This window comes from Nitratireductor aquimarinus, assembly GCF_017255295.1.
GTDB lineage: Bacteria > Pseudomonadota > Alphaproteobacteria > Rhizobiales > Rhizobiaceae > Nitratireductor > Nitratireductor aquimarinus.
Genome location: NZ_JAFKDE010000002.1, coordinates 238,782 through 248,956, shown reverse-complemented (window position 1 = coordinate 248,956; position 10,175 = coordinate 238,782). Strand labels below are relative to the sequence as shown.

Sequence of the window (10,175 nt, the reverse complement as noted above, 5' to 3'; positions counted from 1 at the left end):
CGAACACACCCCACCGGCACGCAAAGCTGATCTGCCGGGAACGAGAGGAAGAGAACGATGAACGCTCATGCCCTCACAGCCCAAGCCCTGACAGGCGCGCTTACCAAGATCGCAGTCGGCACCACTGTTGACGATGTGGCGGAATGGGGCCGTTCGGTCGGCCAGTACCCACACTTTCGCAGCGCCGTCTACGCCATCACCGGTCTGGATGCCTTCGAGCCTATCGACAAGGTGAAGGCCCGCATTGAGCGCATGACGATCCGCGAGGAGAACAAGCGCGACCGTGAGCATTGGAGCTACGACGCCAACCGTCACGTCGCTCTCAAGCAGATGGCCGACCACATCGCGCTCTATGAGAGCCGGAGGGCAGCATGACCACGCAAGCCACTCCCCGCGAGATGAAGGACGCCATCTGGTTTGCCCGCGCCTTCGTCGCCCACTGGATCAAAGACGTACAGGGCAATGTGACGCCCACTCTCGGCAGTCTTGAGGAAGTGCTTAGCCGCCTCGACGCCGTCTATTCCAAAGCAAACGGAGGTCAGTGAGATGACCACGCTAACGCAACTGAACTGCACCATGCACCGCCGCTGCGACTTCAACATGCACGTCTACCGCAAGCTTCTCAAGAAGGGGAAAGGCTGGATCGCCAAGAACTTCCTCACCCGCGCAGAACGCAATCGAGAAGCGGCAGAGGATATTCAGGAAGTCATGAAGGAGACGGCGCGATGAGAAAGATCAACGATGGTGGGTTGGTTTTCCCTGGGTCTCGAAGCGAGAAGGTCCGAGACGAATCGTTCGGCGGAGACCCGATGGCATACGAGTATGTTGACCATCCCGGCATGTCCCTGCGCGACTATGTGGCAATCAATGTCTTCGCCAAGAAAATTGAGGACGTGGGCACACGGGCAGACACCTCGGTGGTTCGAGAGATCGCCAGAAGTAGCCTGAATGCCGCAGATATCTTCATCGAAGCGCGGGAGCAGTCCCGTGCGTGACCTCTCCAAAGACACCCTATCCCTCGCAACCATCACTGCCTTTCTTCTGGTGGCTTGCGCTTACCTGGGAGCGATCTGATGAACGCCCATATCGAACCATCAGCCATAGAGCAAAGCTCACTGCGATACCGCGAAGTCATGGAGGCATTCCGTTGCAGCCAGACCCTTCGCCGCATGGCCCATGAGGACAAGCGGGAAGCCATGGAAGCCCTCGCCCTTGGCAAGATGGAGCGCTTTGAGCGCCTTCGCACCGAGAGCGACCGCCGTTGGCGTTCCGCGAAATGGCACCTGAATTACGCGAAGCAATGGAGGCTCGCATGAACGTAGCAGTAGCAACCATCGGCCACAATCGAAGCCCGTTCGAGATGTCCAAGGAGGCTATCGAAGACCTTTATGGTGAGGCAAAGAATTGGTGCGACGGCGAAGAGATCGCCAGCCAAGAGCAGGCGGACATGGTGCAGAAGCTTCTGCGCGATATCCAGTCCGCCAAGAAGGAAGCCGACGAGCGCCGCAAGGAAGAGGTCAAGCCTTTCGATGAGGCAAAAGCCGAAGTGCAGGAGCGCTACAACGCCCTGATCGGCAAGACCAAGAGCGTGACCGGCATTGCCATTCTGGCAGAGGACGCCTGCAAGGAAGCCCTCGCCCCATGGCTTCGCAAGGTTGATGAGGAAAACCGCCGCAAGGCCGAGGAAGCCCGCAAGGCGGCAGAGGAAAAGCAGCGCCTCGCTATGGAGGCTATGCAGAACCGCAAGAGCCTCGAAGACAGCGAAGCGGCAGAGCGCGCCGTGCAGGACGCCAAGGCGGCAGAAGCCGAAGCGCGCAAGCTTGGCAATGCGAAGGCATCGGCCAAGGGCGCAGGACGCGCCGTTACCCTGCGCGATTACTACGAACCGACCGTGGTCAATGAGACGGAATTTGCGCGCTGGATCTGGACCGTGCACCGCGATGCCATGGCCGAATTCCTCAACACGATGGCCGTGAAGCTTGTCGCGTCTGGCGTTCACAAGATGCCAGGTGTGGAAGTGAAGCACGAGCGGAGGCCGGTATGACCTTCACGACAGATCAGAAGTCACTCCTTGAGGCGAAGCTTGACCCGTCTCACGTCAAGCCGCCGCAGCAATTCGGCCCGAAGGGAGACTACCTTGAAGGCTGGCACGTCATCGCAGAAGCCAACCGCATCTTTGGCTTTGATGGGTGGTCTTATGAGGTGGTGGACGTGAAATGCGTCTCCGAAGCCCCGCGCAAGATCGGCCGTCAGCAAAAAGACGGCTGGGGCGTGACTTATACCGCCCGCGTCAAGGCAATCGTTTCTGGCGTCATCCGAGAGGATTGCGGCGCTGGTCACGGCTATGACGTTGACGCCGGCTTGGCCCACGAAAGCGCCATCAAGGAAGCTGTCACGGATGCCCTGAAACGCGCCATGCGCACCTTCGGCAATCCGTTCGGCCTCGCCCTCTACGACAAGACACGGGCCAACGTGGGGACCGCCGAGGAAGCGCCATCGAGGCAGCAGCAGGAGCCCGCCCCGAAGGCCAGCAGCGCAGCACAGAAGCGCGGGCTTGAGGATATCGAACGCGATCTACTGGATTGCAAGACCGTCCAGAACGTCAGGGCATGCGCCAACTCATGGAAGCACATCTTTGACCGGGATGGCTGGGCCGAGGACTTCACCACCCTTGCGGGGGACAAGTTCCGCGCCCGCATCGCAGAAATCAAACAGGCCGAAGCGGAAGACGTCTTCCCCGGCGATCAGAAGGACATTGCAGCATGAAGACCATCGTAATCGCAGGGCGGCTCACACGTGACGCGGAGCTTCGCCGGACACAGGCAGGTGATGCAGTACTTGGCTTTTCTGTAGCGGTCGATGACGGCTATGGCGAGAGGAAGAAGACGCTCTTCTTCGATTGCAGCCTGTTCGGCAAGCGCGGCCAGTCTCTCGAAGACCACATGCGCAAAGGCTCTCAGGTGACCGTCAGCGGCGATTTCTCGACCCGCGAGCATGACGGGAAGAGCTACATGCAGATCCGCGTCAGTGACCTCACCTTGCAGGGTGGGAAGCCGTCAGAAGGTCGCGCCCGTCAGGAGCCGGAAGGCAGCTATGGGGCGCAGTCCGGGCTGGATGATGAAATCCCGTTCATGATGGAGTGGCGCTGATGGCTAGGATCACAAAGGCGAAGATTTGCAACGCGATTTCTCGATCCCTGATTGAGTACGGGTATCCAGACGCATCTCCAGAAGTGATTTCCGAAGTCTATGACGCGTTCCGTGACGGGGTGCGCTTCCCCGACCTTCCGCATGATGTCATCGGCGGGTTCGCGGAAAAGCAGCTTCAGGAACTCCAAGATATCCGGCCTCTCCCAGAAAAATAATAGGGTCCATCATGCCGACGCGCATCATCGAAACCCCGTCTGACCTGCGAATGCTCTTCCGGTACCTGGAGGGGCAGAAGCTCCCGATCACCGTCAGCATCAAGGCCGGTGGTGCGCGCACGGTCAAACAGAACAAGCTCAATCGCAAATGGGTGGCTGAGATTGCCGAGCAGCTTGGCGACGTGACCGCAGAGGAAATTCGCGGCTACTGCAAGCTTCATCTGGCGGTGCCGATCCTGCGCGAAGAGGACGACGAGTTCCGGGCGAAGTATGACGAGTTCGTCAAGCCCCTGCCCTACGGCCACAAGCTGGCCATGATGCAGGAGCCGCTGAACTTTCCCGTAACGCGCCTCATGACGACGAAACAACAGACCGCCTATCTCGATGCTGTCTGGCAGCATTTCACAGAGAAGGGCGTGATCTTGACCGATCCGGGCGACTTGCTTGCGGTCGGAAGAAAGGCAGCAGCATGACCTCCAAAGCCTATGCAGTCAAAGCCCATGTGCGCCGCGCGCCTGTCGATCCTTATGCAGAGGTGAGAGAGGCCACAACGCAGAAGCTACAGCAGTTTGTCGAGGAACAGAAGGTGAATCGCGAGTGCGTGAAGGCGCTGGAAGAGGCCCTGAGCGAGCCTTGGGAATTCATGGGGGTGGTGTGATGGGCATTATCTCCACCAAGCTCAGAAACAGCGCGCAGGGACAGCAGTGCCAGTTCGGCATCCCCGGCGTCTGCAACCACAACCCTGAAACCGTGGTGCTGTGCCACGCCCCCTCCGAGATCAAAGGGCTTGGGAACAAGGGCCATGACTACCACGCCGCATTTGGATGCAGCGCATGTCATGAAGCGCTCGACCACCACAAGCTAGACCGGTGGGAAGAACTCTACTTCTGGTATCGCGGCGTCATGCGCACCCAGAACATTTGGGTTGACAAGGGCTTGCTGATTATCCCGGTCGATCCGGCGACAGCCAAGCGCAGGCCGAAGCGAAAGGCGAAGATACCTTCCCGGCCCATCCCAAGCAGACCATTTCCTAAGCGTGAAAAGGAAAGAGCATGAGCGAAGACCTGATTGAACGGCTGCGACGGATGGCGAAAGCCAAGGCGGTTCAAGACTACGACGCTGGGCGCAAGCCTCCTGCCTATGGGCACGAGTCCGAACCTGAATGGCAAGCCGCCGCCGAGATCGAACGCCTGCGCGCCAAGCTGGTTGAGGTGAAGAGGTTGACCGATGGGTTGAACGATGAAGTCCAGTTCATGCGTAATGTCGCAAAGGAAAACCGTAACCGCACCGAAGCAGCAGAGAAGCGCTTGGCGTCTGCCAAAGAGGTGATAGCGCCTTTCAGTGACATGGCGAAACATCATGCAGCCGACGCACCGGAATGGAGGGATCATCACGCGGTTCACGCAATGGTTTTGGTCGGCCACCTCCGCGCCACTGCCGAATGGATGGAGAAGGGCGATGAATAGAGAGCAGATTGACGCCCTTGAGTGGGCAATCAGTGAACTGTACGAGCTTGGCATAATGCGCAGTGAAGTCCGCTATATGGACGCTCTATGCCGGTTGCGTGACGCCGCCCTCTCTGCCCCCAAGGCAGAGGCGGAAGAACCCTGCCCCGTATGCGCAAAGCCGTTTGCACCTGGCGACACATGCGCCACCGATATCGAGCTTGGCAAATGCCATGCCGAATGCCTTGCGGGCAGCCCGACCGTCGATCTGGAAACCGGCGAACCGATGGATGGGCCGATTGGCACGTTTCCGCATGTCGCGCCCAGGGCAGATGCGGTGACAGTGAAGCCTCTTGTTTGGGACGCGCCCATGGAAGGTAGCTACAGAGCAACGGCCATCGGCCTTAGATACTACGTCTACCTCAATTCAGATGACGGCCTTTGGCATATGTATTCGGAAGGGTATCAGCCGGTTAATGGCGAGTTTGCCACCTCCGAAGAAGCCAAAGCCGCCGCACAGTCCGACTATGCGGCTCGCATTCTTTCGGCAATCGCCACCTCCCCGGCTCCCAAGGCGGAGGCCGAAACGCTTCCCTGCGACGTGCAGCTTCCCGGCGTTCTGTTGCGAAAGGGCGTCAGCATGGACACGCTCATGTTTGCTTTGAAGCGCAGAGAAGGACGGCCTGAAGAGGATACTCGGTTCCACACCTCCCCCGTCCCCGCCCTCACCGACGAGGCGGTGGAGCGGGCGTTGCAGGCGTTGTGCGCAATGGATATTGGCGATCCTCTGCGCGCTAGTAAGCCGGTGCTGGAAACTGCGATGCGCCGCGCCCTCCTCGCCGCCTTCCCCAGCAAGGGAGAGGGAGAATGAACACCGCTAGAATTTCCAACGCCGTTCGTGAGATCGAACGAAACACCGCCGCCCTTAAATGGCTGGAGGAGTATGGAGTGAAGCTATCCATGGAACCCGAGACCTCCCTCGGCATCAGCGTTTCACCACATTTCGCTGGGTCGTGCACTGGAGCGAAAGAAGCATCGGAAGTTCTTACCGCGTTCGCCTGCCGTAGCATCGCTGAACTGGTCGAAACCGCCATCAAGAATTGCCGCAACACAATTGAGATACACCGCCAAGCCATCATTGACGAGGCTGGCCGCGCACTGGAGGGCCAACCATGAGCGCGAGAGACATCATTGCGAAAGTCTTCGGTCGACTGCATCGGGAGACGTGCTACCCAGACGCCAGCAGCGAAGAGAAAGCCCTTGCGGCTGATGCCGTCATGATTGCCCTCATCTCTTCCGGCTACCGCATCCTTGCGCCCGGAGAGATGGACAGGATCAAGGCCGAAGAACGAGAGCGCGGACGCATAGAGGCAATCGAAGCTGCGGCGAAGCGCCTTGAAGGCTTGCCGTCTTTCGGTGATGGCAAATGGGCTGCCGCCGCTATCCGAGCATTAGGAGGCGGGGATGAGTGACAATGCAGCACTTGAAGCGGAAGCTGTAGAAGCGTTCCAGTTATCCAATCACGGAATGAAACGTGTTAGACAGCGGCTTGGCATCCCCAAGAAGGCGGCGGAACGCGAGGTTGGCCGCGCACTTGAAGTCGGGGCGTCACGCACATCGTTCTCTGGACGCATGAGGCGCACACTTGATGCCATGTTCCACAAGTTCGGACACTACGGCGATTACCGCGTCTATCGTGGGCATGTCTTTGTATTCAAAGGCGACCAGTTTGTCACGGTGTTTCCTCTGACAAATGGCCTTCACAATTCCAAGGCTGGCGGAAGGGGCTGATATGAAGAAGCTGACGAAAGCGCAGAGACTGAAGCTGATAGAGCGCAGCGGGCTGGCGAGCACTATTCGCAGCCTTCCCGACGACGAGGCTCTAGCGGCGCACGACCTTATTCACGAGATCATGAATGAGAGGTGGGGATCGAAAAGCCGCGTCGAGGCAGAGCGGCGAGCATTAGGAGGCGGTGATGGGTAGGCCTCTGACGATGGAGCAAGCCGCTTATGAGTTGGGAGTGTCTCGCCGCGCCTTTCAGGATATCATCAAGCGGCATCCGCACTACTACCCAAACGGACGCCGCAAGCTCTTCACGGATGCTGACATTGTAGCGATCAGGAACGGCCTGAGACAGGAAGAACAATGCCGCTTAAGCTCATCCCGCCAAAGCCGGGGAAAACGCCGAACTACTACATCCGGGGCACATACCTCGGGCAATATGTGGAAGAAAGCACAGGCACTCCTAACAAAACCGTCGCGAGCGCGCTCCTCAGATCCAAGAGAGAAGCAATCGAACGTGGTGAGGTTCAATCCCGCCGACAGCTAAAGCAGGAGCCAACGTTCCTGAGCGCCGCAATCGCCTACATGAGCGCGGGTGGAGAGCGGCGCTTCATCGGTGAGTTTGATGAAGAAACAGGCGAATGGAAAGAAGGGCTTTTGACGCACCTTGGCGAAACACTTCTGCGGGACATTGATCAGCAGGTGATCGACAATGCGGCAATGGCGCTCTACCCGAAGGCGAGCGCGGCAACACGTAACCGCCAAGTCTATACGCCAGTTTCCGCCATCCTGCGCCATGCAGGCATAGAACTAAGGCTAAGGAGGCCGAAGGGGGCGCAAGGAAAGCAGCGCCTAGACTGGTTGCAGCCGGAGCAAGCCTATCACCTTTTCAAGGTCGCGGAGAAGGAAGACGGCGAGTTCGCCGCGTTCCTGGTATTTCTCTGCTATACTGGATGCCGCCTGAGTGATGCACTCAACCTGACATGCGACCACGTGGTCCTGTCGGAGTCATTTGCCTTCTTCGAGAAGACCAAGAACGACGAGCCAAGGTCTGTGCATTTGCCGCCTATAGTCGTCACCTCTCTGGCGAACCTCCCCAAAGGCATGGAGAGAGGCCGTGAGAAGGTATTCCGGTTCAGGAAGAACGGATATCTCTACAACCTGCTTAAGCGGGTCAAGAAGAAGGCCGGAGACGACCTATCGTTCGTCACCTTCCACACATTCTCGCACACATGGGCGACGTGGATGAGGCGCTATGCTGGTCTTGATACGAGGGGGTTGGTTGGCACTGGCCGCTGGAAGGATCTGAAATCAGCAGCGCGCTATGAGCATGTCGTCGTGTCAGAAGAAAGCCTCAAGGCGAATCTCTTGCCGACAGCGAAACGAAAGAAGAACAAACTTCCCCGATAATCCCCGGGCGTCGGTTCTGTGTTGTGCCTATGTTCTCCATTACGTGCCGAATGACTGGCAATGAAGCGGTGAATATGGTATTGAAATTGTTGGAGAAAACTGGTGCTGCCGGAGAGATTCGAACTCTCGACCTCTCCCTTACCAAGGGAGTGCTCTACCCCTGAGCTACGGCAGCATGCCATAAGGCGGAAACGCCGGGGTGACGGATGATGCGCCTGCGTTTCGCTCACCACGAACAGAACTGCGTCTGTCTCTGTGATGCGGCGGACTTCTGCCACAATGAAAAGCATTGCGCAAGCGCACATTCGCATTCAATTGCACAGTTTGATAGAAGCTTGTGAAATTTGCCGCCAAAGCCGGCCCAAACGGCGCTCTCTGCGCGCCCTGAGAAAGCCATAGAAAGGCGGTTTCAACTGACATGGAGCCTCATGTGAGCAAAGCCGATAAACAGAATCCGCCCGTCGTCGGCAGCAAGGGCGATGAAGAACGCAAGAATCGCCTCGCAGCGCAATTGCGCGCCAATCTCGCCCGCCGCAAGGCCCAGGCGCGCTCGCGCCGTCAGGGCGAGGCAGACCAGCGCCCCGAAGGCCTGCAATCGAGCCCGGCGGAATCGGAAGAATAACGGCGTTTCACGACGCATTCCCCGCCTTGCGCAGCGCGCGGCCATGTTTTAGGACCAATTTAAACGAATACGTCTTGCGGCAAACGCTTCGCGGCGTCGCATGCTCCAATTCCGCCGCGATCAAGCATTCCTTTACGATACCGCAAGGCAATCGGCGTATTCAGGCAAGTCGGGGCTGGCAGATCGCTGCCGGCAAATCGGGGACAGCCCACGATCAGACCATGTCGGAACAAGCGCCCGGAAAGTGAGAACGGATGGACCGCATACGCATAACCGGTGGTAACGAGCTGAATGGCACGTTGCCGATTTCGGGCGCCAAGAACGCAGCGCTGCCGCTGATGATCGCGTCGCTTTTGACAGATGACACGCTCACGCTGGACAATGTTCCGCATCTGGCCGACGTCGAAAGCCTGATCCGCATTCTCGGCAATCACGGTGTCGACTATTCGGTGAACGGTCGCCGCGAGAACCAGCAAAAGGGCTATTCGCGCACCATCCATTTCACCGCCCGCAGCATCGTTGACACCACGGCTCCCTACGAGCTCGTCTCGAAGATGCGCGCGAGCTTCTGGGTGATCGGACCGCTTCTGGCGCGCATGGGCGTGGCCCGCGTCTCCCTGCCCGGCGGCTGCGCCATCGGCACCCGCCCTGTGGACCTCTTCATCGACGGACTGCGCGCGCTGGGCGCGGAGATCGAGATCGAGCAGGGTTACGTGAACGCGAAGGCCAAGAACGGCCTCATCGGCAACCGCTACGTGTTTCCAAAGATTTCAGTCGGCGCAACGCATGTGCTGATGATGGCCGCAGCACTCGCCAAGGGCGAGACGGTGCTGGAGAATTCCGCGCGCGAGCCAGAAATCGTCAATCTGGCCGACTGCCTCAACGCCATGGGCGCGAAGATTTCTGGCGCCGGCACGGACACCATCACCATTGAAGGCGTGACCAGCCTTTCGGGCGCGCGCCATCGCGTGATCCCCGACCGCATCGAGACCGGCACCTACGCCATGGCCGTTGCCATGACTGGCGGCGACGTGATGCTCGAAGGCGCGCAGGCAGACCTTCTGGAAGCCGTGCTCGACACGCTGGAACAGACCGGCGCAGAGATCACCCGCACCAACAGCGGCATCCGCGTGCGCCGCAATGGCGCCGGCATCAACCCGGTCGACATCACCACACAGCCCTTCCCCGGCTTCCCCACCGATCTGCAGGCGCAGTTCATGGGCCTGATGACCATGGCCAAGGGGCGCTCGCACATCACCGAGACGATTTTCGAAAACCGCTTCATGCACGTGCAGGAGCTGGCGCGCCTGGGCGCGAATATCTCGCTTTCGGGCCAGACCGCGGTAGTGGACGGCGTTTCGGAGCTGCGCGGGGCGCCGGTGATGGCCACCGATCTGCGCGCTTCGGCATCGCTGGTCATCGCTGCCCTTGCGGCACAGGGCCAGACAGAGGTAAACCGCGTCTATCATCTGGATCGCGGCTTTGAGCGGCTGGAAGAAAAACTCTCCGCCTGTGGCGCAGTGATCGAGCGTATTTCAAGCTGAACCTGAG

Annotated in this window: 21 protein-coding genes and 1 tRNA gene; 21 read left to right on the top strand and 1 reads right to left on the bottom strand. The window is 59.1% G+C overall.

Going from position 1 to position 10,175, the window contains the following annotated elements:
• The first annotated feature begins 57 nt into the window (after positions 1 to 57).
• The 19 genes from JYP46_RS01360 (at position 58) to JYP46_RS01270 (ending at position 8,002) form a co-directional block, all read left to right on the top strand.
• Positions 58 to 375, top strand: coding sequence for a hypothetical protein (locus JYP46_RS01360; RefSeq protein ID WP_206547020.1), 318 nt, complete (start codon positions 58 to 60; stop codon positions 373 to 375).
• Complete coding sequence (locus JYP46_RS01355; RefSeq protein WP_206547019.1) at positions 372 to 545, top strand: hypothetical protein; 174 nt, start codon at positions 372 to 374, stop codon at positions 543 to 545. Before JYP46_RS01360 ends, JYP46_RS01355 begins: the two co-directional genes overlap by 4 nt.
• Position 546: 1 nt before the next feature.
• Positions 547 to 729: a hypothetical protein gene (locus JYP46_RS01350; protein ID WP_206547018.1), complete on the top strand. Its 183-nt coding sequence runs from the start codon at positions 547 to 549 to the stop codon at positions 727 to 729.
• On the top strand, positions 726 to 995 hold the full coding sequence (locus JYP46_RS01345; RefSeq protein ID WP_206547017.1) for a hypothetical protein: 270 nt from the start codon (positions 726 to 728) through the stop codon (positions 993 to 995). Before JYP46_RS01350 ends, JYP46_RS01345 begins: the two co-directional genes overlap by 4 nt.
• Positions 996 to 1,073: 78 nt before the next feature.
• Positions 1,074 to 1,316 carry a hypothetical protein gene (locus JYP46_RS01340; RefSeq protein ID WP_206547016.1) on the top strand — a complete coding sequence of 81 codons (243 nt, stop codon included), beginning with the start codon at positions 1,074 to 1,076 and terminating at the stop codon, positions 1,314 to 1,316.
• Positions 1,313 to 2,044, top strand: a complete 732-nt coding sequence (locus JYP46_RS01335) for a hypothetical protein (protein WP_222473804.1) — start codon at positions 1,313 to 1,315, stop codon at positions 2,042 to 2,044. Before JYP46_RS01340 ends, JYP46_RS01335 begins: the two co-directional genes overlap by 4 nt.
• The gene (locus JYP46_RS01330; RefSeq protein WP_206547015.1) at positions 2,041 to 2,766 is read left to right on the top strand and encodes an RAD52 family DNA repair protein; all 726 of its coding nucleotides are present in this window, start codon (positions 2,041 to 2,043) and stop codon (positions 2,764 to 2,766) included. Before JYP46_RS01335 ends, JYP46_RS01330 begins: the two co-directional genes overlap by 4 nt.
• Positions 2,763 to 3,149 carry a single-stranded DNA-binding protein gene (locus JYP46_RS01325; protein WP_206547014.1) on the top strand — a complete coding sequence of 129 codons (387 nt, stop codon included), beginning with the start codon at positions 2,763 to 2,765 and terminating at the stop codon, positions 3,147 to 3,149. Before JYP46_RS01330 ends, JYP46_RS01325 begins: the two co-directional genes overlap by 4 nt.
• A complete protein-coding gene (locus tag JYP46_RS01320; RefSeq protein WP_206547013.1) occupies positions 3,149 to 3,364 on the top strand; it encodes a hypothetical protein in 216 nt (71 codons plus the stop codon). Before JYP46_RS01325 ends, JYP46_RS01320 begins: the two co-directional genes overlap by 1 nt.
• Before the next feature lie 11 nt (positions 3,365 to 3,375).
• Positions 3,376 to 3,837, top strand: coding sequence for a hypothetical protein (locus JYP46_RS01315; protein WP_206547012.1), 462 nt, complete (start codon positions 3,376 to 3,378; stop codon positions 3,835 to 3,837).
• Complete coding sequence (locus tag JYP46_RS01310) at positions 3,834 to 4,022, top strand: hypothetical protein (protein ID WP_206547011.1); 189 nt, start codon at positions 3,834 to 3,836, stop codon at positions 4,020 to 4,022. Before JYP46_RS01315 ends, JYP46_RS01310 begins: the two co-directional genes overlap by 4 nt.
• On the top strand, positions 4,022 to 4,420 hold the full coding sequence (locus tag JYP46_RS01305; RefSeq protein WP_206547010.1) for a DUF1364 domain-containing protein: 399 nt from the start codon (positions 4,022 to 4,024) through the stop codon (positions 4,418 to 4,420). The genes JYP46_RS01310 and JYP46_RS01305 overlap by 1 nt, the downstream gene beginning before the upstream one ends.
• On the top strand, positions 4,417 to 4,830 hold the full coding sequence (locus tag JYP46_RS01300; RefSeq protein ID WP_206547009.1) for a hypothetical protein: 414 nt from the start codon (positions 4,417 to 4,419) through the stop codon (positions 4,828 to 4,830). The genes JYP46_RS01305 and JYP46_RS01300 overlap by 4 nt, the downstream gene beginning before the upstream one ends.
• Positions 4,823 to 5,680, top strand: coding sequence for a hypothetical protein (locus JYP46_RS01295; RefSeq protein ID WP_206547008.1), 858 nt, complete (start codon positions 4,823 to 4,825; stop codon positions 5,678 to 5,680). Before JYP46_RS01300 ends, JYP46_RS01295 begins: the two co-directional genes overlap by 8 nt.
• Entirely contained in the window at positions 5,677 to 5,985 is a 309-nt protein-coding gene (locus tag JYP46_RS01290) for a hypothetical protein (protein WP_206547007.1), read from the top strand. Before JYP46_RS01295 ends, JYP46_RS01290 begins: the two co-directional genes overlap by 4 nt.
• Positions 5,982 to 6,281 (top strand): hypothetical protein, encoded by a 300-nt coding sequence (locus tag JYP46_RS01285; protein WP_206547006.1) that lies wholly within the window; start codon positions 5,982 to 5,984, stop codon positions 6,279 to 6,281. The genes JYP46_RS01290 and JYP46_RS01285 overlap by 4 nt, the downstream gene beginning before the upstream one ends.
• The gene (locus JYP46_RS01280; RefSeq protein WP_206547005.1) at positions 6,274 to 6,600 is read left to right on the top strand and encodes a hypothetical protein; all 327 of its coding nucleotides are present in this window, start codon (positions 6,274 to 6,276) and stop codon (positions 6,598 to 6,600) included. The genes JYP46_RS01285 and JYP46_RS01280 overlap by 8 nt, the downstream gene beginning before the upstream one ends.
• 1 nt (position 6,601) lies before the next feature.
• Positions 6,602 to 6,793 carry a hypothetical protein gene (locus JYP46_RS01275; RefSeq protein WP_206547004.1) on the top strand — a complete coding sequence of 64 codons (192 nt, stop codon included), beginning with the start codon at positions 6,602 to 6,604 and terminating at the stop codon, positions 6,791 to 6,793.
• Between the two features lie 162 nt (positions 6,794 to 6,955).
• The gene (locus JYP46_RS01270) at positions 6,956 to 8,002 is read left to right on the top strand and encodes a tyrosine-type recombinase/integrase (RefSeq protein ID WP_206547003.1); all 1,047 of its coding nucleotides are present in this window, start codon (positions 6,956 to 6,958) and stop codon (positions 8,000 to 8,002) included.
• Between the two features lie 100 nt (positions 8,003 to 8,102).
• On the opposite strand, the gene JYP46_RS01265 is transcribed toward JYP46_RS01270, so the two are convergent.
• Positions 8,103 to 8,177 (bottom strand) — tRNA-Thr (locus JYP46_RS01265).
• Between the two features lie 243 nt (positions 8,178 to 8,420).
• Between JYP46_RS01265 and JYP46_RS01260 the strand changes: the two genes are divergently transcribed.
• Positions 8,421 to 8,624: a hypothetical protein gene (locus JYP46_RS01260; RefSeq protein ID WP_113154256.1), complete on the top strand. Its 204-nt coding sequence runs from the start codon at positions 8,421 to 8,423 to the stop codon at positions 8,622 to 8,624.
• A gap of 254 nt (positions 8,625 to 8,878) precedes the next feature.
• Positions 8,879 to 10,168 (top strand): UDP-N-acetylglucosamine 1-carboxyvinyltransferase, encoded by a 1,290-nt coding sequence (gene murA / locus JYP46_RS01255; protein ID WP_206547002.1) that lies wholly within the window; start codon positions 8,879 to 8,881, stop codon positions 10,166 to 10,168.
• Positions 10,169 to 10,175: the final 7 nt, after the last annotated feature.

Coding starts and splice junctions, on each gene's coding strand:
- JYP46_RS01360 (WP_206547020.1), top strand. CDS start 58: ATGAACGCTCATGCCCTCACAGCCCAAGCCCTGACAGGCGCGCTTACC.
- JYP46_RS01355 (WP_206547019.1), top strand. CDS start 372: ATGACCACGCAAGCCACTCCCCGCGAGATGAAGGACGCCATCTGGTTT.
- JYP46_RS01350 (WP_206547018.1), top strand. CDS start 547: ATGACCACGCTAACGCAACTGAACTGCACCATGCACCGCCGCTGCGAC.
- JYP46_RS01345 (WP_206547017.1), top strand. CDS start 726: ATGAGAAAGATCAACGATGGTGGGTTGGTTTTCCCTGGGTCTCGAAGC.
- JYP46_RS01340 (WP_206547016.1), top strand. CDS start 1,074: ATGAACGCCCATATCGAACCATCAGCCATAGAGCAAAGCTCACTGCGA.
- JYP46_RS01335 (WP_222473804.1), top strand. CDS start 1,313: ATGAACGTAGCAGTAGCAACCATCGGCCACAATCGAAGCCCGTTCGAG.
- JYP46_RS01330 (WP_206547015.1), top strand. CDS start 2,041: ATGACCTTCACGACAGATCAGAAGTCACTCCTTGAGGCGAAGCTTGAC.
- JYP46_RS01325 (WP_206547014.1), top strand. CDS start 2,763: ATGAAGACCATCGTAATCGCAGGGCGGCTCACACGTGACGCGGAGCTT.
- JYP46_RS01320 (WP_206547013.1), top strand. CDS start 3,149: ATGGCTAGGATCACAAAGGCGAAGATTTGCAACGCGATTTCTCGATCC.
- JYP46_RS01315 (WP_206547012.1), top strand. CDS start 3,376: ATGCCGACGCGCATCATCGAAACCCCGTCTGACCTGCGAATGCTCTTC.
- JYP46_RS01310 (WP_206547011.1), top strand. CDS start 3,834: ATGACCTCCAAAGCCTATGCAGTCAAAGCCCATGTGCGCCGCGCGCCT.
- JYP46_RS01305 (WP_206547010.1), top strand. CDS start 4,022: ATGGGCATTATCTCCACCAAGCTCAGAAACAGCGCGCAGGGACAGCAG.
- JYP46_RS01300 (WP_206547009.1), top strand. CDS start 4,417: ATGAGCGAAGACCTGATTGAACGGCTGCGACGGATGGCGAAAGCCAAG.
- JYP46_RS01295 (WP_206547008.1), top strand. CDS start 4,823: ATGAATAGAGAGCAGATTGACGCCCTTGAGTGGGCAATCAGTGAACTG.
- JYP46_RS01290 (WP_206547007.1), top strand. CDS start 5,677: ATGAACACCGCTAGAATTTCCAACGCCGTTCGTGAGATCGAACGAAAC.
- JYP46_RS01285 (WP_206547006.1), top strand. CDS start 5,982: ATGAGCGCGAGAGACATCATTGCGAAAGTCTTCGGTCGACTGCATCGG.
- JYP46_RS01280 (WP_206547005.1), top strand. CDS start 6,274: ATGAGTGACAATGCAGCACTTGAAGCGGAAGCTGTAGAAGCGTTCCAG.
- JYP46_RS01275 (WP_206547004.1), top strand. CDS start 6,602: ATGAAGAAGCTGACGAAAGCGCAGAGACTGAAGCTGATAGAGCGCAGC.
- JYP46_RS01270 (WP_206547003.1), top strand. CDS start 6,956: ATGCCGCTTAAGCTCATCCCGCCAAAGCCGGGGAAAACGCCGAACTAC.
- JYP46_RS01260 (WP_113154256.1), top strand. CDS start 8,421: ATGGAGCCTCATGTGAGCAAAGCCGATAAACAGAATCCGCCCGTCGTC.
- murA (WP_206547002.1), top strand. CDS start 8,879: ATGGACCGCATACGCATAACCGGTGGTAACGAGCTGAATGGCACGTTG.